This window comes from Parafrankia colletiae, from assembly GCF_001854655.1.
GTDB lineage: Bacteria > Actinomycetota > Actinomycetes > Frankiales > Frankiaceae > Parafrankia > Parafrankia colletiae.
Genome location: NZ_MBLM01000025.1, coordinates 98,482 through 123,220 on the forward strand (window position 1 = coordinate 98,482; position 24,739 = coordinate 123,220).

The 24,739-nt window shown below is 72.5% G+C and carries 22 protein-coding genes; 21 read left to right on the forward strand and 1 reads right to left on the reverse strand.

What is annotated here, in order from left to right; translation table 11 throughout:
* Positions 1-123: 123 nt before the first annotated feature.
* From pyrH to CC117_RS04815, 14 genes are all read left to right on the forward strand, one after another.
* Positions 124-879 carry a UMP kinase gene (gene pyrH, locus CC117_RS04750; protein ID WP_198541737.1) on the forward strand — a complete coding sequence of 252 codons (756 nt, stop codon included), beginning with the start codon at positions 124-126 and terminating at the stop codon, positions 877-879.
* Positions 876-1,433: a ribosome recycling factor gene (frr, locus tag CC117_RS04755; RefSeq protein WP_018640632.1), complete on the forward strand. Its 558-nt coding sequence runs from the start codon at positions 876-878 to the stop codon at positions 1,431-1,433. Before pyrH ends, frr begins: the two co-directional genes overlap by 4 nt.
* A 98-nt stretch (positions 1,434-1,531) precedes the next feature.
* Positions 1,532-2,731 carry a phosphatidate cytidylyltransferase gene (locus CC117_RS04760; protein ID WP_071082531.1) on the forward strand — a complete coding sequence of 400 codons (1,200 nt, stop codon included), beginning with the start codon at positions 1,532-1,534 and terminating at the stop codon, positions 2,729-2,731.
* A 140-nt stretch (positions 2,732-2,871) separates the two neighbouring features.
* The gene (rlmN, locus tag CC117_RS04765; RefSeq protein WP_071082532.1) at positions 2,872-4,014 is read left to right on the forward strand and encodes a 23S rRNA (adenine(2503)-C(2))-methyltransferase RlmN; all 1,143 of its coding nucleotides are present in this window, start codon (positions 2,872-2,874) and stop codon (positions 4,012-4,014) included.
* A gap of 2 nt (positions 4,015-4,016) precedes the next feature.
* Positions 4,017-5,495, forward strand: a complete 1,479-nt coding sequence (locus CC117_RS04770) for an alpha/beta hydrolase family esterase (RefSeq protein ID WP_071082533.1) — start codon at positions 4,017-4,019, stop codon at positions 5,493-5,495.
* 138 nt (positions 5,496-5,633) lie between these two features.
* The gene (gene dxr, locus CC117_RS04775; RefSeq protein ID WP_071082534.1) at positions 5,634-6,884 is read left to right on the forward strand and encodes a 1-deoxy-D-xylulose-5-phosphate reductoisomerase; all 1,251 of its coding nucleotides are present in this window, start codon (positions 5,634-5,636) and stop codon (positions 6,882-6,884) included.
* On the forward strand, positions 6,884-8,065 hold the full coding sequence (locus tag CC117_RS04780; protein ID WP_071082535.1) for a M50 family metallopeptidase: 1,182 nt from the start codon (positions 6,884-6,886) through the stop codon (positions 8,063-8,065). The genes dxr and CC117_RS04780 overlap by 1 nt, the downstream gene beginning before the upstream one ends.
* A 222-nt stretch (positions 8,066-8,287) precedes the next feature.
* Positions 8,288-9,445: a flavodoxin-dependent (E)-4-hydroxy-3-methylbut-2-enyl-diphosphate synthase gene (gene ispG, locus CC117_RS04785; protein WP_071082536.1), complete on the forward strand. Its 1,158-nt coding sequence runs from the start codon at positions 8,288-8,290 to the stop codon at positions 9,443-9,445.
* Positions 9,446-9,462: 17 nt separating this feature from the next.
* Entirely contained in the window at positions 9,463-10,314 is an 852-nt protein-coding gene (locus tag CC117_RS04790; RefSeq protein WP_071082537.1) for a GNAT family N-acetyltransferase, read from the forward strand.
* A 299-nt stretch (positions 10,315-10,613) separates the two neighbouring features.
* The gene (locus CC117_RS04795; RefSeq protein ID WP_071082538.1) at positions 10,614-11,687 is read left to right on the forward strand and encodes an ABC transporter substrate-binding protein; all 1,074 of its coding nucleotides are present in this window, start codon (positions 10,614-10,616) and stop codon (positions 11,685-11,687) included.
* A gap of 135 nt (positions 11,688-11,822) precedes the next feature.
* A complete protein-coding gene (locus CC117_RS04800) occupies positions 11,823-12,584 on the forward strand; it encodes an ABC transporter ATP-binding protein (protein WP_071082539.1) in 762 nt (253 codons plus the stop codon).
* Positions 12,574-13,641 (forward strand): ABC transporter permease, encoded by a 1,068-nt coding sequence (locus CC117_RS04805; RefSeq protein ID WP_071082540.1) that lies wholly within the window; start codon positions 12,574-12,576, stop codon positions 13,639-13,641. The genes CC117_RS04800 and CC117_RS04805 overlap by 11 nt, the downstream gene beginning before the upstream one ends.
* Positions 13,642-13,766: 125 nt before the next feature.
* Positions 13,767-14,222, forward strand: a complete 456-nt coding sequence (locus CC117_RS04810; RefSeq protein ID WP_018640643.1) for an RrF2 family transcriptional regulator — start codon at positions 13,767-13,769, stop codon at positions 14,220-14,222.
* 20 nt (positions 14,223-14,242) lie between these two features.
* The gene (locus CC117_RS04815; RefSeq protein ID WP_071082541.1) at positions 14,243-15,184 is read left to right on the forward strand and encodes an HAD family hydrolase; all 942 of its coding nucleotides are present in this window, start codon (positions 14,243-14,245) and stop codon (positions 15,182-15,184) included.
* Between the two features lie 38 nt (positions 15,185-15,222).
* Here the strand turns inward: CC117_RS04815 and CC117_RS38680 are convergent, their stop codons facing one another.
* Entirely contained in the window at positions 15,223-16,377 is a 1,155-nt protein-coding gene (locus tag CC117_RS38680) for a DUF4439 domain-containing protein (protein ID WP_241829843.1), read from the reverse strand.
* A 277-nt stretch (positions 16,378-16,654) separates the two neighbouring features.
* Here CC117_RS38680 and rimP point away from each other — a divergent pair, with 277 nt between their 5' ends.
* The 7 genes from rimP (at position 16,655) to CC117_RS04855 (ending at position 24,699) form a co-directional block, all read left to right on the forward strand.
* Complete coding sequence (rimP, locus tag CC117_RS04825) at positions 16,655-17,623, forward strand: ribosome maturation factor RimP (RefSeq protein ID WP_071082542.1); 969 nt, start codon at positions 16,655-16,657, stop codon at positions 17,621-17,623.
* Entirely contained in the window at positions 17,620-18,708 is a 1,089-nt protein-coding gene (nusA, locus tag CC117_RS04830) for a transcription termination factor NusA (protein WP_071082543.1), read from the forward strand. The genes rimP and nusA overlap by 4 nt, the downstream gene beginning before the upstream one ends.
* A 130-nt stretch (positions 18,709-18,838) precedes the next feature.
* Positions 18,839-19,096, forward strand: coding sequence for a YlxR family protein (locus tag CC117_RS39730; protein WP_407671492.1), 258 nt, complete (start codon positions 18,839-18,841; stop codon positions 19,094-19,096).
* A 229-nt stretch (positions 19,097-19,325) separates the two neighbouring features.
* Entirely contained in the window at positions 19,326-22,427 is a 3,102-nt protein-coding gene (infB, locus tag CC117_RS04840; protein WP_071082544.1) for a translation initiation factor IF-2, read from the forward strand.
* 77 nt (positions 22,428-22,504) lie between these two features.
* Positions 22,505-22,846 (forward strand): DUF503 domain-containing protein, encoded by a 342-nt coding sequence (locus tag CC117_RS04845; RefSeq protein WP_071082545.1) that lies wholly within the window; start codon positions 22,505-22,507, stop codon positions 22,844-22,846.
* A 213-nt stretch (positions 22,847-23,059) separates the two neighbouring features.
* Positions 23,060-23,617, forward strand: coding sequence for a 30S ribosome-binding factor RbfA (gene rbfA, locus CC117_RS04850; protein ID WP_071082546.1), 558 nt, complete (start codon positions 23,060-23,062; stop codon positions 23,615-23,617).
* Complete coding sequence (locus tag CC117_RS04855; protein WP_071082630.1) at positions 23,614-24,699, forward strand: DHH family phosphoesterase; 1,086 nt, start codon at positions 23,614-23,616, stop codon at positions 24,697-24,699. The genes rbfA and CC117_RS04855 overlap by 4 nt, the downstream gene beginning before the upstream one ends.
* The last annotated feature ends 40 nt before the right edge of the window (positions 24,700-24,739 follow it).

Consider the following 24,739-nt stretch of genomic DNA (forward strand, 5'->3'; position numbering starts at 1 on the left):
CGTGCCGGAGGCGTGCGGCAGACTGCTGTCAGCATGAACGTCCCTGGCCGCTGATCCCGGCCACCGGCGAAGGAGCCGCCCGTGACCGATGACGCCTACAGTGCCGTGGGTGGTGTGGATCCGATGGACCACGCGGACTCCACGCCGAGATGGACCCGAGTTCTGCTCAAGCTTTCCGGAGAGGCCTTCGCCGGGGGCGAGCCACTGGGTATCGATCCCACCACCCTGGCGACGATCGCCCGCCAGATCGCCCAGGTGAGCCGTTCCGGCATCGAGATCGCCATCGTCGTCGGAGCCGGGAACATGTTCCGCGGGCAGGCCCTCGCCGAGCGCGGCATGGACCGGGCGCGCGCCGACTACATGGGCATGCTGGGCACCGTTATCAACTGCCTCGCCCTGCAGGACGTCCTCGAGCGCGAGGGCATCGTCACGCGGGTGCAGACAGCGATCGCCATGGGCCAGGTCGCCGAGCCCTACCTGCCGCTGCGTGCCATCCGTCACCTGGAGAAGGGGCGGGTCGTGATCTTCGGGGCCGGCCTGGGAGCGCCCTTCTTCTCGACGGACACCACCGCGGCCCAGCGTGCCCTGGAGGTCAAGGCCCAGGCGGTACTCAAGGCGACGAAGGTCGACGGGGTGTACGACTCCGACCCGGCGCTCAATCCCACCGCAGTTCGGTTCGACAATCTCACCTACGGTGAGGTTCTCGCGCGCGGCCTGAAGGTCATGGACGCGACCGCGATCAGCCTGTGCATGGACAACGACCTGCCCATCGTCGTCTTCGACCTTCTGACCGAGGGGAACATCTCCCGCGCTGTCCGAGGTGAGAAGATCGGCACGCTGGTCGGTGTCGAGACGTACGGAACGGAAGGTACGCGGTGATCGACGACACGCTCCTCGAGGCCGAGGAGAAGATGGACAAGGCAGTCTCGGTCGCCAAGGAGGACTTCGGCAACATCCGCACCGGGCGGATCACTCCGGCGGTCTTCTCCAAGGTGCTGGTGGACTACTACGGCGCTCCGACGCCGGTGCAGCAGCTCGCCTCCTTCCACATCCCCGAACCGCGCATGGTCATCATCACTCCCTACGACAAGACGTCGCTGAGTGCGGTGGAGAAGGCCGTCCGCGACTCCGACCTGGGGGTCAACCCGAGCAACGACGGGACGATCATTCGCTGTGTCTTTCCGGAGCTGTCGGAGCAGCGCCGCCGCGAGCTGGTGAAGGTCGCCCGGACGAAGGCTGAGGAGGCCCGGGTCAGCATCCGGAACGTCCGCCGGCACGCCAAGGACGCCATCGACCGGATCGTCCGGGACGGGGAGGCCGGCGAGGACGAGGGCCGACGTGGCGAGAAGGATCTGGACGAGGCGACCCACCGGTACGTCGCCCAGGTCGACGAACTTCTTCGCGTGAAGGAATCGGACCTGCTGTCGGTCTGAACTGCGAGCAGCGTCCGGCCACGTGCGACACCGTGCGAAGCAACCGATCCGGCGTGTGCGGATCGACCGATCCGCGTCGGCCGGTGCGGAGGTCGCCTGTGGACGACGTGATGGGCGGGTCCGTGAGTATCCCAGCGCTGGGCGTGCCGTCCGAGGGCGCTCCCGTGGTTGACCGTGCGGCGGCAGCCGGTGGGCCGGGACGTGACGACCTTTCCGCGAGCGACGCCCCTCCGAGCGACGCCCCTCCAACGGCCGACGACACCCCGACGCCCGACGACACCCCGACGCCCGACGGCGCTCCGGCGGCGGACGAGCGCCGGCCGGGGAAGGGAGACGAAGCGGCGCAGGTCGACGTTCCGGGAGAGCGGGACGACCGGCCGGCCGCCGTGCCGTCCGGCGCCGAGGGGACGGGGGCCGGGGGCCGGTCGAACGGCGGGCGGCGGGTGATCCGGGCCGGTCGGGATCTGCCGGCTGCGATCGCGGTCGGGATCGCCCTGGGCGCGGTGATCCTCGTTCCGCTGTTCACCCTGTACCCGATCTGGGTCGCGGTGGTCAGCACGGCGGTGGCCGTCGGCACCTACGAGGTGGTTCGCGCGCTCCACGTCGCGGGGATGTCCGTGCCGCTGGTGCCGCTGGCTGCCGGAGCGGTCGCGATGCCCATAACGGCCTACGCCGCGGGCACCAACGGGCTCGTGCTGGCGTTCGCCGCCACCACCATCGTGTCCATCGGTGTCCGCGCGATCCGTGACCCGGCCGCCCGCTCGGATGACCCGCGCGGCCCAGTCGGCATCGGTGGTGACGCGCGGCTCCGGGACATCGCGGCCTGTGCCTTCACGTCCGCGTACGTGGGCTTCCCGGCGGGCTTCGCCACCCTGCTGACATCCGCCCCGGACGGGCACTGGCGCACCATCGCTTTCCTCGGCACGGTCGTGGCCAGCGACATCGGCGGCTACACGGCCGGTGTGCTCTCCGGCGGGCGCCACAAGCTCGCGCCGACGGTCTCACCGGGCAAGTCCTGGGAGGGCTTTGCCGGATCGGTCATGGCCTGCGTGATCGTCGGTGCCGTGCTGATGGCCTGGCCGCTGGGCGCGCAGATCTGGCAGGGAGCACTGCTCGGCGTCGCCGTCGCGGCGACGGCGACCGTCGGCGACCTGGGCGAGTCCCTCCTCAAACGCGATATCGGGATCAAGGACATGGGCAGCCTGCTGCCCGGCCACGGCGGGATCATGGACCGGCTCGACTCGCTGTTGTGCACCGCGCCCGTCGCCTGGCTGCTGATCACCACCTTCCTCGGCTGAGTCCGCCGGGCGTGCCGCCGGGCGGTGCTGCAGGGCGGCCCTGCCGCGCCGCTCAGGCCGCCGCCTGCCCCCCACCGCATTCCGATCACTCGATCACCCGGTCAACGCCAGGCCGGACTGCCTGGCAGACTGGGCGGGCGATGACTGCCACGACCGCCGAATCCGGAGACCTCCTGCCACTGGTGACAGGACGGTCCCGTCCGCCGCGCCACCTCGCGGACCTCTCCCGCGACGAGCGGCGCGCGGTGGCCTCCTCGCTGGGCCTGCCGGCCTTCCGCGCCGACCAGCTGGCCCGGCACTACTTCGCGCGCCACCTGCGGGCCGACGACGCCGCCGAGATGACGGATCTGCCCGCGCCGATCCGCTCGACACTGGTCGACGCGATGCTGCCGCGGCTGCTCACCGCCGCCACCACTCTTGACTGCGACAGCGGGCAGACCCGCAAGACCGTGTGGCGCACCGTTGACGGCGCGAAGATCGAATCGGTACTGATGCGCTACCCGCAGCGGGCGACGGTCTGTGTGTCCAGCCAGGCGGGCTGCGGGATGGCCTGCCCGTTCTGCGCCACTGGCCAGGGTGGGCTCACCCGCAACCTCTCCACCGCCGAGATCGTCGAACAGGTGGTGGACGCTGCTCGCACGATGGCTCGGGGCGGCCTGCCCGGCGGCACCGGCAGGCTGTCGAACGTGGTGTTCATGGGCATGGGTGAGCCGCTGGCGAACTACAACGCCCTGCTCGCCGCGGTCCGCCGGATCGTCGATCCAGCGCCGGACGGGCTCGGCCTGTCGGCCCGGAGCGTGACGGTGAGCACGGTGGGTCTGGTGCCGGGAATCCGGCGGCTGGCCGACGAAGGGCTTCCGGTGACCCTCGCGTTGTCCCTGCACGCGCCGGACGACGAGCTGCGCAACGAGCTCGTCCCGATCAACAACCGCTGGCCGGTGGCCGAGGTGCTCGCCGCCGCCTGGGACTACGCACGGATCACCGGCCGACGGGTGAGCATCGAATACGCCCTCATCGACGGCGTCAACGACTCGCCCGAGCGGGCGGACGCGCTGGCCGCGCTGCTGGCCGGCCACCTCGCGCACGTGAACCTCATTCCGCTGAACCCGACCGACGGCTCGTCCTGGCAGGCGAGCGCTCCCCGCGGGCAGCGGGAGTTCGTCGACCGGCTGCGCGCCCGCGGTGTCGCGGCGACGGTCCGCGACACCCGTGGCCGGGAGATCGCTGCCGCCTGCGGCCAGCTGGCCGCGGAGCCGCCCGCCCGCGGGCGAGCGGGGCGTTAGCCGTGGCCATCGGCAGCCCCGCCGGTCGGCGCCGGAGCCACGGCCGGGCCGGAGCTGGCTCCGGCCGGTCGGCAGCCGCCTCCGGGCGGCCGGTGACCGGCTCCTCGAGGTCTGTTGCCGGCCGCGGGCGGCTGGCGGGTCTCGGCGTCCTGAGGCACGGCTCCCGGCCCGCGAACACGCTCTGGCTGCCGATCACCGCGGCGGTGGGCGTCCTCCTGCTGCTGCTCTGGTACGCGATGTCGCAGTCGCCGGACGGGGATGCCGAGTCCGCCGCGCCCGTGGCGTCGGCGCTCGGCGAGGCCGGCAGCCCGGGTGCCGCGGCACCGTCCGCGATGCCGACCGTGCCCCCGCCGCCGAGCAACGGGTGCGACACCGGCCGGAGCCTGCCGGCAGGTGTCACGACCGAGACCATCCCGGTGTCCGGGGCTGACCGGCAGTACGTGCTGGCGGTGCCGCAGGGCGGCGGCGCAGGCTCACCGCTGCCGCTGGTCCTGAACCTGCACGACCAGGCCCAGTCCGCGCCGGAACTGGAGCAGTACACCCAGATGACGGACGGCGGGACGCGCGCGGGCTACGCCGTCGTCTCGCCTGTGGGCGCCGCCGGCCGGTGGAACTTCACCCGTTCGGCCGAGGTGGGCCCGGACGACGTCCTGTTCGTCGGCGCGGTGCTCAACGATCTGACCGCCCGGATGTGCCTGGACCCCCAGCGGGTCTTCCTCAGCGGCTTCTCCGACGGAGCCGACATGGCGCTCGGACTCGCGTGCGCGCTGCCGGACCGGTTCGCGGCGATYGTCACCGTCGCGTCGAGCCGGCTGCCGGACGACTGCCCCGCGCCCCGGGCGAGTCTGCTGGAGCTGCACGGCACCGAGGACCCGGTCGCCCCCTGGGACGGCGGCGGCCCCCCGCGTGCCGCGCCGTACGCGGGGCTGGTCGCCCAGCCGGTGGAGAGCCGGACCGACCGCTACGCCCGGGGGCTGGGCTGCGGCGGTGAGCACAAGGTGTCCCGGGACTTCACCAACGTGATCCGAACGGCCTGGACGTCCTGCCCGCAGGGCCGGGACGTGGGCGTGCTGGCGATGCAGGGCGGCGGGCACACCTGGCCTGGTGGCGCGGACCGCCCCGAGCTGGGGCGCACCGTACCGAACCTGAGCGCGACCGTGGTGGCCATGGCCTTCTTCGCCGGTCACCCGGCCGATGGGCGGACGGTGACCGGCGGGAGCGGCTCGGGCGGCGGCGGATCGTCCGGTGGGGCCTCCGGTGGATCCGGCGGCGCGCCGCAGCCCACCGGTACCGGGCCGGCGCAGCCCCCGGCGGCGCCCGGAACGCCCGGCGCACCGCCGGCCCCGTCGGCACCACCGGGTGGCACCTCCGAGCCCACGCCCGGTGCGAGCACGTCCCCCACTCCGGTGGCACCGGCCACCACGCCCGCCCCGCCCGCGGGTACGACACCGGCAGGCCAGGGGGCCGACGGCGATACGTGACGGCCGGCCAGCAGCCAGGTCGGGTGGCGTATCCGGCGTTGACCCCCGGTAGGCGCGGCTACACCCAACGCGCACCTTCGGGCGGCACGTGTCAGGAACCGAACAGGCCTCGGTCCAAGCGTCGAAGGGCCTGCGAGAATGGGCGGTGTGGCGGAGGCTTCGGTCCAGCGTGAGGTGGTTCTGCTCGGGTCTACCGGCTCGATCGGAACCCAGGCGATAGATGTCGTACGCCGCAACCCGGACAGATTCCGGGTGGTGGCGCTGATGGGCGGCGGGTCGCGGGTCGACCTGCTGGCCGAGCAGGCGCTCGATCTCGGGGTCGAGGCGGTCGGCGTGGCTGCGGCCTCGTCGGCGCAGGATCTTCAGCTCGCGTTCTTCGCGGAGGCGTCCCGGCGCGGGTACCGCCGCGGGGAGTTCGCGGTGCCGAAGATCCTCGCGGGGCCGGACGCGGCCAGTGAGATCGCGTCCTGGCCGGCGGACATCGTCCTCAACGGCGTGTCGGGCTCGGTAGGGCTCGCACCCACCCTGGCAGCACTCAAGGCTGGCGCGACAGTGGCGCTGGCGAACAAGGAATCGCTGGTTGCGGGTGGTCCGCTGGTGCTCGATGCGCTGGGGGGCAACCCGGACCGGCTGGTGCCGGTGGACTCCGAGCACTCGGCGCTCGCGCAGTGCCTGCGTGGCGGCCGGCGCGAGGAGGTCCACAAGCTGGTCCTGACCGCCAGCGGTGGTCCGTTCCGCGGGCGGAGCAGGGACGAGCTGACCGAGGTCACCCGGGAGCAGGCCCTCGCGCACCCGACGTGGGCGATGGGGCCGCTGGTCACGATCAACTCGGCCACACTGATGAACAAGGGCCTGGAGCTGATCGAGGCGCACCTGTTCTTCGGGGTGCCCTACGACGACATCGAGGTCGTGGTCCACCCGCAGTCGCTGGTGCACTCGATGGTGGAGTTCACGGACGGTTCGACCATCGCGCAGGTGTCTCCGCCGGACATGCGGCTGCCCATCGCCCTGGCGCTGGGCTGGCCGGACCGGGTGCCGTTGGCGCAGCCGCCGATGGACTGGTCGCGGTCGCAGAGCCTCACCTTCGAGCCGCTGGACACCGTGGCGTTCCCGGCGGTCGACCTGGCCCGCACCGCGGGTCGGCTCGGCGGTACGGCCCCGGCGGTGTTCAACGCCGCGAACGAGGAGGCCGTCGCCGCCTTCCTCGCGGGCGGGCTCCCGTTCGTCCGTATCGTCGACCTGGTGGCCGAGGTGGTGGGGGCGCACGAGGTGATCGCCCGTCCGACGCTGGACGAGGTGTTCGCTGTCGAGCGCGAGGCGCGCGCCGCCGCGAACCGCCTGATCGAGAAGGCCGGCGGGCGTCCTGTGGCGGCCGGAGGACGTGCTTGATGGCTGCCCTGGGCATCGGCGCGTTCGTCCTCGCCCTGTTCGTCTCGGTCGTCCTGCACGAGGCCGGGCACTTCGTCACGGCCCGGTACTTCGGGATGAAGGCGTCCCGCTTCTTCGTCGGTTTCGGCCCCACCCTGTGGTCGAAGCAGCGCGGGGAGACCGAGTACGGCGTCAAGGCGATCCCCGCCGGCGGGTTCGTCAAGATCGAGGGGATGACCTCCCTCGAGGAGATCGACCCGGCCGACGAGCCGCGGGCCTTCTACAAGGCGCGGGCGCGGGCGCGGCTGGTCGTGATGTCCGCGGGCTCGTTCGTCCACTTCGTCATCGCGATCGTGCTGATCTACGGGGTGCTGGTGTCGTTCGGCACCCAGCAGCCGAGCGAGACGGTCGTCGGGCAGACGAGCTGCGTCGCGACCACGGGCGAATGCACCGGCCCCGGCCCGGCGGGCGCCGCCGGGCTGCTCGAGGGCGACCGGGTGGTGAGTTTCGACGGCACGGCCATCACCGCCTGGTCGGACTTCACCCGGCTCGTGCGCAATCATGGGCCCGGCCCCGCGGAACTCGTCGTCTCCCGGGACGGCGAGCTCCTGACCCTCCGCCCCGATCTCGTCCAGGTCCTGCGGGACCGCGAGACCGGCGGCAAGGGTACGGACCCGGTCGGCGCCCTGGGCGTCCGCCCGGGTCAGGAGACCCGGCACTACGGGCCGCTGGGAGCCGTCCCGGAGACCTTCGAGGTCATCGGTTCGGGCTTCACGGGGATGTACGAAACGTTCACCGAACGGATCGACGACATCGGCCGCATCTTCGGTGACAACCGCGACGAGAGCGGTTTCATCAGTGTGGTGGGAGCGGCCCGGCTCGGCGGCGAGGTCGCCGCCGCGGACGACGACTGGTCCGACCGGATCGCCAGCTTCCTGGTCCTCGTCGCCGCGATCAACCTGGCCATCGGGATCTTCAACCTGCTGCCGCTGCTCCCGCTCGACGGCGGGCACATCGCGGTGCTCGGCTTCGAGCAGGCCCGGCACGGCCTGCGGCGGCTGCGCGGCTACCGCGGCCCGGTACAGCCGGTGGACTTCGCGAAGCTGTTACCAGCCACGTACGCCACGGTCGTCATTCTCGTCGGGTTCAGTCTGATCATCCTGTCCGCCGACATCGTCAACCCCATCCGCATCAACCAGTGAGCCGCCGTGTAACCGCGGTGGCGCGCGGTGGTGGTCCGCGGGTGTCCTGGGCGCCGGTAGATCCGGCAGGGGCGTCCCGCCGGCCGTCGTGAGTGCGCTGCCCCGCACGGGGCCGACTGACCCGGTCGACCGAACCGATTCGAACGGCCTGGCCGTGACGGATCACCCCGGGCCGGGTCGCCAACCGACGATCAAAGCATCCGACACGCCAGTGAGGACATCGTGACCGTTACTCTGGGCATGCCCGTCGCTCCGCCCCGCCCGGTCGGAACCCGGCGGGTCAGCCGGCAGATCCACGTGGGCAACGTGCCGGTCGGGGGTGACGCCCCGGTCTCCATCCAGTCGATGTGCACCACGCTGACCTCGGACGTCAACGCCACCCTGCAGCAGATCGCCCAGCTGACCACCGCCGGCTGCCAGATCGTGCGGGTGGCCGTTCCCAGCCAGGACGACGCCGACGCGCTCGCGGAGATCGCCCGCAAGTCGCCGATCCCGGTGATCGCCGACATCCACTTCCAGCCGAAGTACGTGTTCGCCGCGATCGACGCGGGCTGCGCCGCTGTGCGGGTGAACCCGGGCAACATCAAGCAGTTCGACGACAAGGTCGGCGAGATCGCCCGTGCCGCCAAGGCGGCCGGTACCCCGATCCGGATCGGGGTCAACGCCGGGTCGCTCGACAAGCGCCTGCTGGAGAAGCACGGGAAGGCCACCCCGGAGGCGCTGGCCGAGTCGGCGCTGTGGGAGGCCTCGCTGTTCGAGGAGCACGACTTCCGGGACATCAAGATCTCGGTGAAGCACAACGACCCCGTGATCATGATCCAGGCCTACCGGCTGCTGGCCCAGGCCTGCGACTACCCGCTGCACCTCGGTGTCACCGAGGCCGGCCCGGCGTTCCAGGGCACCGTGAAGTCGGCGGTCGCCTTCGGCGCTCTGCTGGCCGAGGGCATCGGGGACACGATCCGGGTCTCGCTGTCGGCTCCTCCGATCGAGGAGGTCAAGGTCGGCGCGGCGATTCTGGAGTCGCTCGGACTCAAGGAGCGCAGGCTGGAGATCGTCTCCTGCCCGGCCTGTGGTCGCGCCCAGGTCGACGTCTACACCCTCGCCAACGAGGTCAGCGCCGGTCTGGAGGGCATGGAGGTGCCGCTGCGGGTGGCCGTCATGGGCTGCGTCGTCAACGGCCCGGGGGAGGCCCGCGAGGCCGACCTCGGGGTGGCCTCCGGCAACGGCAAGGGGCAGATCTTCGTCAAGGGCAAGGTCATTAAGACGGTGCCGGAGGCGCAGATCGTGGAGACTCTCATCGAGGAGRCCATGCGGCTGGCCGAGGAGATGGAGGCCAACGGCACGGCCTCCGGCTCGCCCTCGGTCTCCGTGGCCTCCTAGCAACCTGGAAGGGCTGGATGGGTCTGCCGCTGCGTTCCGCACCGACCCGGCTGCTCGACGACAGGGATCTTCCCGCCGTCACCGAGCTGCTGAGCCGTAACCCGATCGCGGATGTCTTCGTCGCGTCCCGGGTGGCTGCATGTGGTCTGGATCCCTGGCGCCTCGGCGCCGAGGTGTGGGGACACACGGTGGACGGCAGCCTCGCGGCCCTGTGTTACTCCGGCGCGAACCTCTGGCCCGTGGCAGCGGGCCCGGACTCGGCGAGGCTGTTCGCCGAGCGGGCCCGCCGCCAGGGCCGCCGCTGCTCGTCCATCGTCGGGGTCGGCTCGGCGGTGTCCGCGATGTGGCGTTCCCTCGAACCGGCCTGGGGCCCGGCCCGCGAGATCCGCGGTGAGCAGCCCTTACTCGCCATCGACGCCCCGCCGCACATCGCGCCCGACCGGTCGGTCCGCCTCGTCCGGCCGGACGAGCTGGATGTGCTTCTTCCCGCCTGCATCGCCATGTTCACCGAGGAGATCGGCGTCTCGCCGGTCGGGCCGGACGGTGGCGCGCTCTACCGTTCCCGCGTCGCCGAGTTCGTCGGGCAGCGCCGGTCGTTCGCCCGCATCGAGCATGGCCGCGTGCTGTTCAAGGCGGAGATCGGCGCGGTCGCCGGCGACGTCTRCCAGATCCAGGGCGTGTGGGTCGACCCGGCGCTGCGCGGRCGCGGCCTCGGCGCCGCCGGGACCGCCAGTGTCGTCGCCCTGGCGCGCTCGATGTTCGCGCCGATCGTGAGCCTCTACGTGAACGACTTCAACCACTCCGCGCRCCGCGCGTACGAACGCGTCGGTTTCGAGCGCGTGGGCACGTTCGCCTCGATCCTCTTCTGATCTTTCGATCCGCTCCGGCTTCCGTCGAGCCCGCCCGTCACCAGGGCGGGCTCTGACGCGTCCGCTGCGTGCGTCCCGCTGTCCGCGGGGGAGGCTTCCGTCTCGCTGTGCGCGGTCCGGGAACGCGCTGCGTAAGCGATATTTTCGCCCCTGGTGGAGCATCGTGTCATCCGTGTGAATTCCGATGGCGGGATGCGGACTTGTCTGGCATCCTTACCTTCCCGATGTCTCCAATCGACTTGACGCATGTGATCGACATTTGATGCGCGTTGAGAGTGTTGAAAGGGTAACAGAACGTGATGAAGCCCAAGAGGCTGTGGCAGCGGTTCGTGCCACTTGTTGCTGCCGGTGCGCTCGCGCTGGCGGTGACCGCCTGTTCGGGCGACGACGGGGGATCAGAATCCGTGTCGGCCGGCGGGGAGGTGACGGGAACCCTCCGCCTCGGCTACTTCCCGAACCTCACCCACGCCCCGGCGCTCGTCGGCGTTGAGCAGGGCACCTTCGCCAAGGAACTCGGCACCGGCGTGAAGCTGGAGCCCAAGACCTTCAACTCGGGGGTCCAGGAGGCGGAGGCGATCCTTTCCGGCGCGCTGGACGCCGGCTTCATCGGCCCGAACCCGGCCGTGAACACGTTCATCAAGTCGAAGGGCGAGGCGATCCGGATCGTCTCCGGCGTGACCGCGGGCGGCGCGGCGCTGGTGGTGAAGCCGGAGATCACCTCGGTGGAGCAGCTGCGCGGCAAGACGCTGGCGACGCCGAGCCTCGGCAACACCCAGGACGTGGCGCTGCGGTACTTCCTCAAGAAGAACGGGCTGCAGACCGACACCAAGGGCGGCGGTGACGTCTCGATCCGCCCGCAGGAGAACTCGGTCACGGTCGACGCCTTCAAGTCCGGCGCCATCGACGGTGCCTGGGTGCCCGAGCCCGTCGCGTCCCGGCTGGTCGCCGAGGGCGGCACCGTGCTCGTCGACGAGGCCGACGAATGGCCCGAGACGGACGGGAAGTTCGTCACCACGGTCCTGCTCGTCCGCACGGACTACCTGGAGAAGAACCCGCAGATCATCGAGCGGCTCATCAAGGCCAACATCTCCGTGATCGACCAGCTCAACGCCGACCCGGCGGCCGGGCAGACCGCCGCGAACGATGCGCTCGAGGCGCTCACCGGCAAGCCCCTCGCCGACGGCGTGGTCACCTCCGCCTGGAAGGGTCTGACCTTCGGCCCCGACCCGGTGGCGAAGTCGCTGTTCACCTCGGCGGCACACCAGGAGGAGCTCGGCCTCATCGAGGACCCGCAGCTCGACGGGATCTTCGACCTGACCATCCTCAACCGGCTTCTCGCCGACGCCGGCGAGAAGCCGGTCGCCGACAAGTAGGACCGTCGGGCCCGCCGGGCCCATCCGGCCGGATGGGCCCGGCGGACAGGCGGAGTCGATCCCGGCGGGCCGCCCCGCCGGGATCGATCGCGTGGGGACCCTGCAAGATCGTGAACCACCGAGGGGAGCAAGCTCGTGACGGCGCTCGCGACGGACACGGCGCTGCGGATCGACGGCGTCAGCCGGGTCTTCGGCTCCGGTGCCGGTCAGGTCCACGCCCTCGACAACATCCACCTGGATGTCCGTCCCGGTGAGTTCGTCTGTTTGCTGGGCGCCTCGGGCTGCGGCAAGTCGACGCTGCTCAGCCTGGTCACCGGGCTCGACCAGCCCACTGCGGGGACGGTGGACACCGGTGGCCGCCGGGTCGGGATGATGTTCCAGGACTCGGCCCTGCTGCCCTGGCTGACCGCTGGCGGCAACGTGGAGGTGCCGCTGAAGCTGCGGCGCGTGCCGAAGGCCCGGCGTGCGGAGCGGGTCGACGAGCTGCTGACGATGGTCCGGCTCGCCGGCCAGGCGAACCGGCGCCCCCATGAGCTTTCCGGTGGGATGCGCCAGCGGGTGAGCCTTGCGCGGGCGTTCGCTCAGGAGGCGGACATCCTGTGCATGGACGAGCCGTTCGGAGCCCTCGACGCGATGACCCGCGACCTCCTCCACGACGAGCTCGAGCGCATCTGGCGGGAGACGGGGATCACCGTCCTGTTCGTCACTCACGACGTGCGGGAGGCCGTGCGTCTCGGTGACCGGATCGTCCTGCTCTCCTCCCGGCCCGGCCGGGTCGCGGAGATCTTCGATGTGCCGATCGAACGGCCCCGTCGCATCGATCAGCCCCAGGTGTCCGAGCTCGCCTCCGTCGTGACGGCGCGGCTCCGGGAGGAGGTCGCGCGTCATGGCCACTGACATCGACGCGAGCGTCACCACCATTCGTGACGGGGCCGGGGCGGATCGTTCGTCCTCGTCGACCGCGGTCACCCGTGGCAGCGCCCCGCCGGCGCCGCGGGAGTCGGACGAGACCCTCGCCGGGCTGGACGCACTCGACATCCCGGTACGCTCCCAACGTCCCACCGCGGGCCGGGTGTGGGCCTCGACCTGGCCGAAGCTCGCAGCCTTCGGGATGTTCCTGCTCGTCTGGCAGATCGTCGTCTGGTCCGGGTGGAAGCCCACCTACGTGCTGCCCGGCCCCGGGGACACCCTGCCGGAGTTCTTCGAGCAGCTCGGCACCTCCGAGTTCTGGGACGCGTTCGGCCGGACGTTGACCCGGGCCGCCGAGGGCTACGCCGTGGCCGTCGTCCTCGGAGGGATCGTCGGCCTGGCAGTCGCCCGGTTCGGCCTGCTGCGCGCGGCCGTGGGCTCGTTCATCACCGCGCTGCAGACGATGCCGTCGGTGGTCTGGGTCCCGCTCGCGATCCTGCTCTTCCAGCTCAACGAGTCGGCGATCATGTTCGTCGTGGTGCTGGGTGYGGCGCCTTCCGTGGCGAACGGAGTCATCTACGGCGTCGACTACGTCCCGCCGCTGCTCGTCCGGGTCGGGCGCAGCATGGGCGCCAGCGGCTTCGCGCTGTACCGGTACGTGGTCGCGCCTGCCGCGTTCCCCTCGGTACTCGCCGGCCTCAAGCAGGGCTGGGCGTTCGCCTGGCGCAGCCTGATGGCCGGTGAGCTGATCGTCATCGTCCCCGGCCACCCGTCGATCGGCGCGAACCTGCAGAACGCCCGCGACCTCTCCGACACCGTCGGTGTGATGGTCTCGATGCTGACGATCTTCGTGATCGGTGTCGTCGTCGACGCGGCCTTCAACGTTCTCGACCGGCGGATGCGGGAGCGTCGCGGTCTCATCGCCGAAGGCTCGAACGCGGTGAAGGCGGCCCGCGGCTCCCAGAACAGCCGGCCGAAGGACGGGTCTGCCGGGCCGACCGGCCCGGTCGGCCCGCTCTCCGGCGTGGACACGTCAGCGGTCTGACAGCGGCCCGGCCCTCGCCCGGTGCCGGCCGGCACCGGGCGGGAGGCAGGCCGACGGGCGGCCAGGCGGCCTGCCAGGGAACCCAGGGGAAGGCTGCCCGCAGCACTGGCGGGCAAGATGGTGTTATGCAGATCTCCGCCCGGGCCGACTACGCACTGCGGGCCCTGCTCACGCTCGCCGCTTCGGACGGCAACCTCGTCAAGGGGGAGACGCTCGCCTCGGCTCAGGACCTCCCCCTGCGTTTCCTTGAGAACATCCTTACCGACCTGCGCCGCAGCGGTCTGGTGCAGAGCCGCCGCGGGGCAGACGGCGGCTACCAGCTGTGCCGTCCGGCCGAGGAGATCACGATCGCCACCGTGATCCGGGCCACCGACGGCCCGCTGGCCAGCGTGCGCGGCCGGCCGCCGGAGAACGCACACTACGAGGGCGCGGCGAAGCATCTGCAGGATGTCTGGATCGCTGTCCGCGTCAACCTGCGCAGAGTGCTCGAATCGGTCACCCTCGCGGACGTCGCCAGTGGGAAGCTTCCCGACATCGTCTGTGAGCTGCGCGAGGAGCCGGACGCCTGGTCGACGAGATAGCGACAGAGATAGCGCGGTGCATGGTGGGTTTCTCGTGGTTCGCCCCGGACGGGGATCCCGGCACGCACGCTGCTGCCGGCGCGGACACGGCTGCCGGCCCGATGGCCGGCGGTCCCGCCCCGGCCGACGGTCCCACCCCGGCCGGTGGTGYTGCCCCGACCGGCGGTCCCGGGCAGCTGGCTGCGGTCGTGTTCGACTGGGGAGGCACGCTCACCCCCTTCCACGACGTGGACCTGCTCGACCTGTGGCGACTGGCGGCGCTGGAGATCTCCCCGCCACAGGCAGACGAGATCACCGCCATCCTGGCCGGGCTGGAGGCGTCGTGGTGGCATTCCCGCGACGCCGCCGGCGGACACGCCGGCAACGGGTCGGAGGGCGGGATGACCGGCTCGATCGCCGAGCTGCTCGCGGCGGCCTCCGCCCGGCTGGGCGTCGACGTGGCCGCGGCAGTCGTGCAGGCCGCGTCCCGGCGTGACCTCACGGCCTGGACCCCGCACACGATGTGCGACCCCGAGGCACTGCTGCTGGTCCACCTCGTCCGGGCCCGGGGCCTGCTCATCGGCCTGCTGACGAACACCCGGTGGCCGCGGCTGTGGCACGAGCGCATGCTGCAGCGCGACGGCCTGCTGGATCTCTTCCACGCCAGGGTCTACACCAGCGATCTCCCGTTCGACAAGCCCCATCCGATCGCGTTCCAGGCGGTCCTCGACGCGCTGGGGATCAGTGATCCGTCCCGCGTGCTGTTCGTCGGTGACCGGGTGCGGACCGACATCCGTGGGGCCCGGGCCGCCGGAATGCGGACCGTTCTCGTCCGCGACGGTGGCTCCGGTGCGGTGAATCCGGAGATGGCCGGCCACTCGGGGCAGCTACCCGCGGACGCGGTGATCGGTCGGCTCGGACAACTGCTCGAGGTCCTGGACGCGTTCGGCGCCGCGCGCCCGGGGACCCCTCCGCCCCGCTGATCGCGACCGCCATCCGGCAGGTGCCCGAGCGTGGCAGGTCAGCGGCCGGGGAAGGCCGGGGCCGCCGCCTCCGGGGCCAGGCCCGCGGCCAGCCGCGCCCGCTGGCCGCGCAGCGCCATGGCGACGAGGGCGTCCACGGCCAGCTCGCGGTCGGCGCCGGTCAGCGCGCTGACGGCGGCGCAGGCCGACGCGGCGGACTGGTCCTCGACGCGGGAGAGCAGGTCGACCGACCCCTCGACCCCGGCCGGCTCGACTGGCAGGCGGTACGCGGGCAGCGCCGCCGGCGGCGTCGTGCCGTGGGCCCGCAGCGCCGCGACGAGTGTGTCCCGCAGCGCACGGTGATCATCGTGGGCGGCCCGGGCAAGGGAGCGGGCGGGCTGGGCCGGTGCGCCCAGCGGCGCGAGTGCGCCGCCCGCCGCCGCCGTCGCGTAGACGGCCGCATGCGCCGCCGACAGCATCGTCGCCAGCGCCGTGACCGCCGCGGCTCCGCCGGCCTGCGCATCGCCTGCCGTGCGGGTACCGCCGGTGGCGGGCCCGCCCGCGAGCGCCCCGCCGGCCGCTGCGACCAGCTCGGCGTGCCCGGACTCGGCGGCRCACAGACTGGCCAGCAGCGGCGCGAGCGCGGAGCCGGCGGCCAGACAGCCGGTCCGGTGGGCCGCGGCGGTTGTGCGCTCGAGCCCGGCGAGGGCGCTGAGGGCAGCTACCCGCGCCGCAACGGTGTCGTCGGTCGGGGTGCCGTCCGCGGGTGGGGGAACCATCGCTGTGCCAGCCGGCTCGGTGCTTCCGGCCACGGAGCCCGGGCCGGTGGTGCTGCCCGGGCCGATGCTGCCCGACCCCGCCGAGCTGTTCGGACGCCCGCTGCCGGCAACCGCGCCCGCGCCCACCCCGGGCAGGCCGAGCGAGACCAGCGCGCGGGCGTGGTCGGCGTGGTGCGCGCGGATCGCCCGCAGCGTCCCCGAGAGGGCGGGATGCTCGCCGATCGCGGTGTCGTAGGCCGCCAGCAGGGCGGTCTCCCGGGCGTGGGCGTCGGCCGCCGCAGCCACATCGGCCGGGCTGGCTGTGGGCCCGGGGGCGGTGGGCGCCGACCCGGTGCAGCCGGCAGCGACGGCGAGGACGGCCGCACCGGCGCTGACCACCGGGACGGCAGCCAGGAAGGCCCGGCGCGACGGTCCGGTGCCGCTTGCTGTGGACACCGCTGGAGCTTCGCACATCGGCCCGCGGCCTCCCGGCCGGAGTGGCCTGCCCTGCTGTCACCGCCGCGCGGACGGCCCGCAATTGGAGAGCTGTGCCGGCGGACGTAGGCTAAGGATCTCGACGGTGTGACGCTGGACGCTTGACGCGGGGGGCGCTGCCTGTCCGGGATGACGGCCCTGTCGCCCTGCGCTGTTCCCACGGCCGGTCACCGACGAGGCCGGGTGGCATGCGGCCACGGTCAGGGGCGCCGAGTCGGCGCGGGAAGGAACGGGCGAGGTGGCCAGGACGGGAGACTCCGGCCGGGCGGGGGTCCGTCGGCCGACGGCCCCGTCCCGGGGCACCGGAAGGACACAGGCCTCCGCGGGAGGCGGCCGGGCAGCCGCGGCGGCGGCGAACGAGGCCGCGCGGGTGGAGCTGCGGCGCAGGCTGGAGCCGGCGTTGGCCGCAGAGGGATTCGATCTCGAGGACGTCGCCGTCTCACGGGCGGGTTCGCGCAGTGTGGTCCGGGTCGCCGTCGACCGCGAGGGCGGGATCGATCTCGACGCCGTCGCCGCGGCCAGCAGGCTGGTCTCCGCCGCCTTGGACGACGAGGCCGAGGACGGTGCCGGCGGGCCACTCGCCGGGCCGTACGTGCTGGAGGTGACCTCGCCCGGAGTTGACCGGCCCCTGCTGGCTCCGCGGCACTGGCGCCGGGCCGTCGGGCGGGTGGTGCTCGTTCGCCGCTCCGATGGCGGCGACGTTGAGGGCAGGGTGCTTTCGGCTGACGACGAGGGTGCTGACCTGGCGGTTCCCACCGGGCCGGCCCGTCGTGGCCGGCCTGCCCGCACCCGGGTGGAGCGGGTGGTCTACGGCACGGTGACCCGCGCGACCGTACAGGTCGAGTTCGGGTCGGCTGCGGATGCCGACCAGCACGACCGGGAGGCGGGCGGAGACACGGTCGTCGGCCCCGGAGACGTCACCGACACGGATCTCGACGACTCCGAGGACTTCGACGACGCGGACGATTCCGATGACACGGACGACTTCGACGACGTCGACGACGCCCACGACTCGGACGACGCCGACGGAGTGGACGACCCGCGCGGCGTCGCAGGGGCGGCGACCGCCGAGGGCGGTGTGGGGGGCGTGGTCGCGGCGGAGGCCGGGCACACCGCGTCACACCCCGATGAGCTGGTGCAGGATCATGGTGCCGTGGGCGCGGTTGCGGGCCCGAGCGGCCGGGACGGCAAGGAGATGAACCGGTGAAGCTCGACGTCGCTGCGCTGCGGGGAATCGAGCGCGAGAAGGAGATCGCCTTCGACACTCTTGTCGAGGCGATCGAGACCGCGTTGCTGACCGCCTACAAACACACCAGTGGCTCCGCCGAGGATGCCCGGGTGGTGATCAACCGCACCAGTGGCGAGGTCGCGGTCTTCGCGCGGGAGAACGGGCCGGACGGTACCCCCAGGGAGTGGGACGACACGCCCGCGGACTTCGGCCGGATCGCCACCATGACCGCCAAGCAGGTCATCATGCAGCGCCTGCGTGAGGCGCAGCAGGAGGTGACCTACGGCCAGTACGCCGACCGCGAGCACGAGGTGGTCTCCGGCGTGGTCCAGCACCACGAGCAGCGGGCCGGTTCCCGGGTGGTCCTGGTCGACCTCGGCACGGTGGAAGGTGTCCTGCCGCCGGCCGAGCAGGTCCCCGGCGAGCGGCTCGAGCACGGTGATCGGATCAAGTGCTACGTCGTGCACGTGTCCCGCGGTGCGCACGGGCCGACCGTGACGCTCTCCCGCACCCATCCGGAGCTGGTCAAGGGGCTGTTCCGGCTCGAGGTGCCCGAGGTCGCCGACGGCACGGTCGAGCTGGCGGCGATCGCCCGCGAGGCCGGCCACCGCACCAAGATCGCGGTTCGTTCGAAGGCGTCCGGGGTGAACCCGAAGGGTGCCTGTATCGGCCCGATGGGCAGCCGCGTCCGGGCGGTCATGGCGGAGCTCCACGGCGAGAAGATCGACATCGTCGACTGGTCGGGCGACCCGGCGACCTTCGTCGGCAGCGCGCTCTCCCCGGCGCGGGTGTCGCGGGTGGAGGTCACCGACCTGGCGAGCCGGTCGGCAAGGGTCGTCGTGCCCGACTACCAGTTGTCGCTCGCGATCGGCCGGGAGGGCCAGAACGCCCGGCTCGCCGCGAGGCTCACCGGGTGGCGGATCGACATCCACTCCGACACCGAGGGGAGCGGGGAGCGTGCCGAGCGGCCGACCGGGGACAACACGCCCCGGCACAACGGATCCGGGGGCGGCCCGCGGAGGTCCTCCGCCATGGGCGGCCACTCTCGGGGCGCAACGGGATAGACTTATCATGGCGCGCCGTGCGGAGCCGGCTCCCCGGGTGACTCCCGCCCGTGCATCGAAAGCCCGTGCATCGAAACCAGATGCCGAGAAGTCGAATGCCGAGCAGGGGCCACCGGGGRACTCTGGACCGATTCGTACCTGTGTCGGTTGTCGAAGCCGGGTGGCGCGGTCGAGCCTGTTGCGTATCGTCGTGGTCGGTGGCGAGCTCCTTCCGGATGTCCGCCGCCGAATGCAGGGCCGGGGCGCCCACGTGCATCCCGACCCCACCTGCGTCGATCTCGCGGAGCGCCGCAAGGCGTTCCCGCGGGCACTGCGGGTCTCCGGGCCGCTCGGGCTGAAACAGGTCAGAGCACATCTGGAGCAGCGGACGCGCAACAGCAGCATGTAAAACTGAGGTACGGGCGCCGCGAAGTGGCGGTGCCCGGGTGAGACAGCGGTGCGGTACCCGTTCCGGTGGGGATCGGTTCGGGGGGTTCGCGCCGGTAGGCGACGCCAGATCGACGTCGACATGGAAGCAGGTCGAGACAGCGATGACCGCGCAGTGAGAACGCAACCATGATCACCAGCAGGTAACGAGGTCACGCGGGCATGGACCGCGGGCCGAACGAAGGAGCACCGTGGCAGGAAAGGCCCGCGTACATGAGCTCGCGAAAGAGCTCGGCGTCGACAGCAAGACCGTGCTCGCCAAGCTGAAGGATCTTGGTGAGTTCGTGAAGTCCGCCTCGTCCACTGTCGAGGCACCTGTGGTCCGCAAGCTCAAGGAGGCCTTCCCCGCGGAAGGCTCCGGCGCCGCGGGCCGTTCCGGTGGCCGTCCCGGTAACGGGGCCCGGCCAACCCCGCCGCCTCGCCCAGGCCCGGTGCCTGGTCGTCCCGGCCCCATGCCTGGTCGTCCCGGCCCCGCCGGTGCCCGGCCCGTGCCTGGTCGTCCTGGCCCCGCGCCCGCTGCGGCGCGTCCCGGCCCGCCGGCCCCCCCGCAGCCCCCCGTGACTCCGCCGTCTCCGATCGCCCCGCCGCCCGCGGCCCAGCCGCAGGCGCCCCGTCCGATCGCTGCCTCGGCGGCACCGGCCGCGCCCGCACCTCCGGCGCCGGCAACCCCGCCCGCTCCTGGCGCTCCTGGCGCTCCGGGTGCCTCCGGGCCGCGTCCCGGCCCGGCGAGCCCGACCGCGGGTGGCCCGCGTCCCGGCCCGGCCCAGCAGGGCCGGCCGCGTCCCGGTGGCCCCGGCCAGGGTGGTCCCGGCAGCGGTCCGCGTCCCGGCCCCAGGCCGGGTCCCCGCCCGGCCGGCGCCGGCAACAACCCGTACACCTCCCCGTCGGCCGGTCCGCGTGCCGGCTCCGGCCAGGGCGGCTCGCCGTCGGCTCCGCCGCGGCCCGGCGCCCCGCGTCCGGGTGGCCCGCGTCCGGGCGGCCCGCGTCCCGGTGGCCCGGGTGGTCCGCGTCCGTCGCCGGGCTCGATGCCGCCGCGTCCCGGCGGTTCCGGTGGTCAGCGTCCGTCGCCGGGCTCGATGCCGCCGCGTCCTGGTGGCTCCGGTGGTCCGCGTCCCAACGCGGGAATGTTCCAGCCCCGGCCTGCCGGTGGCGCTCCCGGGCGTCCTGGTGGCGCGCCGGGCCGTCCCGGTGGCGGCGGTGGCGGCGGTCCGCGCCCAGGCGGCGGCGGCGGGTTCGCCGGCCGTGGCGGTGCGCCCGGTCGTCCCGGCGGCGGTGGCGGTGGCGCTCCCGGTCGTCCCGGTGGCGGCGGTCCAGGTGGCGGCGGTCGTCCGGCCGCTGGTGGCCGCGGTCGCGGCGGTACCACGGCAGGTGCCTTCGGCCCCGGCGGCCGCGGGCGTCCCGGCCGGCAGCGCAAGTCCAAGCGCGCGAAGCGGCAGGAATGGGAGAGCGGGCTCGAGGCRCCGCGCATGGGGGCGATGGTCCCGCGCGGCAACGGGCAGGCGATCCGGCTGCCCCGCGGCGCGTCGCTCGCGGACTTCGCCGACAAGATCGACGCCAACCCCGGCGCTCTCGTCCAGGTGGTGTTCACCCAGCTGGGTGAGATGGTCACGGCCACCCAGTCCTGCACCGACGAGACGCTGCAGCTGCTCGGTGTGACGCTCGGCTACGAGGTCCAGATCGTCAGCCCGGAGGACGAGGACAAGGAGCTCCTGGAGAGCTTCGACCTCTCGTTCGGCGGCGAGTACGGCGACGACGTCGAGCTGGGTACCCGTCCGCCGGTCGTGACGGTCATGGGTCACGTCGACCACGGAAAGACGAAGCTGCTCGACGCGGTCCGCTCCACGGACGTCGTCGGTGGCGAGGCCGGCGGGATCACCCAGCACATCGGCGCCTACCAGGTGCGGGCGGTGGTCGACGGCGACGAGCGGCCGATCACCTTCATCGACACCCCGGGCCACGAGACCTTCACGGCCATGCGTGCCCGCGGTGCCCAGGTGACCGACATCGTGGTCCTCGTCGTCGCGGCGGACGACGGTGTGAAGCCGCAGACCGTCGAGGCGCTCAACCACGCGCAGGCGGCCGGTGTGCCGGTCGTCGTGGCGGTGAACAAGGTCGACAAGGAGGGCGCGGACCCGGCGAAGGTCCGCGGCCAGCTCACCGAGTACGGCCTGGTCGCCGAGGAGTACGGCGGCGACACGATGTTCGTCGACGTCTCCGCGCGCAACCGGACCGGTATCGACGCTCTGCTGGAGGCGGTCATCCTGACCGCCGACGCCTCCCTCGACCTGCAGGCGCCGACCGGCACCGAGGCTCAGGGTGTGGCGATCGAAGGCCGCCTCGACCGTGGCCGTGGCCCGGTGGCGACGGTGCTGGTCCAGCGCGGGACCCTGCGAGTCGGTGACTCGGTCGTCGCCGGCGAGGCCTTCGGCCGGGTGCGTGCGATGCTCGACGAGAACGGCGCGCAGGTCACCGAGGCGGGCCCGGCGCGGCCCGTGCAGGTGCTCGGTTTCACCAGCGTTCCCGACGCCGGCGACAACTTCCTCGTCGTACCCGAGGACCGGGTCGCCCGGCAGATCGCCGAGCGCAGGCAGGCCCGTGAGCGCAACGCCGAGCTGGCGCTGAGCCGCGGTCGYCCGACGCTGGAGAGCATCCTCGAGCGGATGAAGGAGGGCGAGAAGACCCAGCTCAACCTCATCCTCAAGGGTGACGTGTCGGGTTCGGTCGAAGCCCTCGAGGACGCCCTGCTCAAGATCGACGTCGGCGACGAGGTCGGTCTGCGGATCATCGACCGTGGTGTCGGTGCGATCACCGAGACCAACGTCATGCTGGCGTCGGCCTCGGACGCGGTCATCATCGGCTTCAACGTCCGCCCGCAGGGCAAGGCGACGGAGCTGGCCGACCGCGAGGGCGTGGAGGTCCGCTACTACTCGGTGATCTACCAGGCCATCGAGGACATCGAGAACGCCCTCAAGGGCATGCTCAAGCCGGTGTACGAAGAGGCCCAGCTCGGCACCGCGGAGGTCCGCGAGGTCTTCCGGGTGCCCCGGGTGGGTAACGTCGCCGGTTCGCTCGTCCGCTCCGGCATCATCCGCCGCAACACCAAGGCCCGGCTCATCCGGGACGGTGTGGTGGTCGCGGACAATCTCACCGTCGACTCGCTCAAGCGGTTCAAGGACGACGCGACGGAGGYCCGCGAGGGCTACGAGTGCGGTATCGGTCTCGGGTCGTTCAACGACATCAAGATCGATGACGTGATCGAGACCTTCGAGCAGCGGGAGGTTGCCCGCACCTGATCCGGCGGTGCCGGTGCCGGTCGTACCTCTGGTCCGACCGGCACCGGCGCTCGGCGCAGTCAGGATGTGGGAAGATCATGTGGATCGGGACCCTGACGCTGGACATCCTTCTCGGTGACGTCCACTCGCTGAAGGAGAAACGGTCGGTCGTCCGGCCGGTCGTGGCCGAGCTCCGGCGGCGTTTCGCGGTGAGTACCGCGGAGACCGGCAGCCTGGACCTGCACCGTCGCGTCGAGATCGGAGTGGCTGTCGTGGCCGCGGATCGCGCGCACTGCGTGGAGGTCATCAGCGCCTGCGAGGACCTGGTGGCGCGACGCCCGGAGCTGGAGGTCCTCTCGGCGCGAGCGCGCTTCCTCTCCGGGGAGGACGTGGACGGCCATCCCGGGCCCGCAACGGTTCCGTCCCAGGGAGTGTCCTAGGCCGTCCCGTGCCACGGGACGGCCCCTGCTGTGGACACGGACACGAGCGCGGCGGCACGGTTGCGAGCGCGGCACACGTAACCGGCGGTTCCGGGTGCGGTGCCTGGACCGCGGGGGCAGCAGAAATCTGGTGGGTGTCGACCGTGAACCGGCCGGGCACCGTGGTGTCCGCCCGTCGAGGTCGACCGGGTGAGTGAGTGAGGGAGGTGGGCGGTGGCTGATCCGGCCCGCGCACGCCGGCTGGCAGTGCGCATCCGTGAGGTGGTCGCGTCCACGCTGGAACGCGGTGTGAAGGATCCCCGTCTCGGAATGGTGACCGTGACGGACGCTCGGGTCACCCCCGACCTGCTCGACGCGACGATCTTCTACACGGTGTACGGCGATGACGACGCGCGGGAGGCCTCGGCCGCCGCGCTGGAATCGGCGAAGGGGATGCTGCGCAGCCAGGTCGGGCGCGCCACCGGGGTCAAGGTCACCCCGACGCTGACCTTCGTCCACGACYGGCTACCCGAGGACACACAGCACCTCGAGGACCTGCTCGACGTCGCCCRGCGGCGGGACGCGGAGATCGCCCGGGCGCGCCAGGACGCCACGCCCGCCGGTGAACCGGACCCTTACCGACGGCCCCGGGAGATCGATGCCGCTGAGGTCGACGAAGCCGACCTCGACCTCGAGCTCGACGTCGATCCGGAGCCGGGCCACGACTGGGCGGACCCCGATGCTGTGGGCGGTGACGAGGCCCGGAGCGGGTGGCGGGAGTCGGCGTCATGACGGTCATCTCCGCGACGGGTCCGGGATCCGGTGCGGGACCGTCCGGCCCAGGTGACGCCACGCTCGGCGCGCCGGGCGGCGCGGGATCCGTCCAGGCCCTGCAGGAGGCGGTGCGGGCGCTGCGCGGCGCCGCGGACGCCGGTGCGGAAGTGCTGCTGCTCGCCCACATCAACCCGGACGGGGACAGCCTCGGCTCGGCGATCGCGCTCGGCCTGGCCCTGCGCCGCCTTGGTGCGCGCCCCCGTGTCTCGTTCGACGCGGATCCCTTCGTGGTCCCGCGCACCCTGGGTTTCCTGCCCGGCCAGGACCTGCTGGTCGCACCCRACGACCTGGGCGGGCGTGGCGGTGCGGAGCTGGTGGTGACCCTGGACGCGGGCAGCGAGGAGCGTCTCGGTGTCCTGGCCCGGCGGCTCGCCGGCCCGCGTTCGCTCGTCGTGGACCACCACGCCTCCAACACCCTGTTCGGTGACATCAACCTGGTCGACATCGCGGCGGCGTCCACCAGCGTGCTGGTGGTGCGGCTGATCGACGCCCTCGGCGTGGAGCTCGACCGGGACATGGCCACCGCGGTGTACACGGGGCTGGCCACGGACACCGGTTCCTTCCGGTACGCGGCGACGACGCCGTCCGTCCACGAGCTGGCCGCCCGCCTGCTGGCGACCGGCGTCCGGCACGACCTGATCGGCCGGACGCTCTGGGACACCCACCGCTTCGGCTATCTCAAGCTGCTGGGGGAGACGCTGCAACGGGCCCGGCTGGAGCCCGAGTTCGATCTCATCTGGACCTGGTGCACCGAGGCCGACCTGCGCGCTGCCGGGATCGGGTACGACGAGATCGAGGCCGTCATCGACACGGTGCGGACGGTGTCCGAGGCCGAGGTCGCCGTCGTCTGCAAGCAGGACAGCGGCGTCTGGAAGCTGTCGGTGCGTTCCAAGGGTGCGGTGGACGTCGGCGCGGTCTGCACCGCCCTGGGCGGTGGCGGCCATCGCTTCGCAGCCGGGATCTCGTCGTCGGCGCCGCTCGAGACGGTGATGGCCCGGTTCCGGGAGAAGATCGTGCACGCTACCCGGCTCGCGGGGTGAACTCGTGGTGAGCCCGCCCGAATCCCCGGCCTCGGCGCCG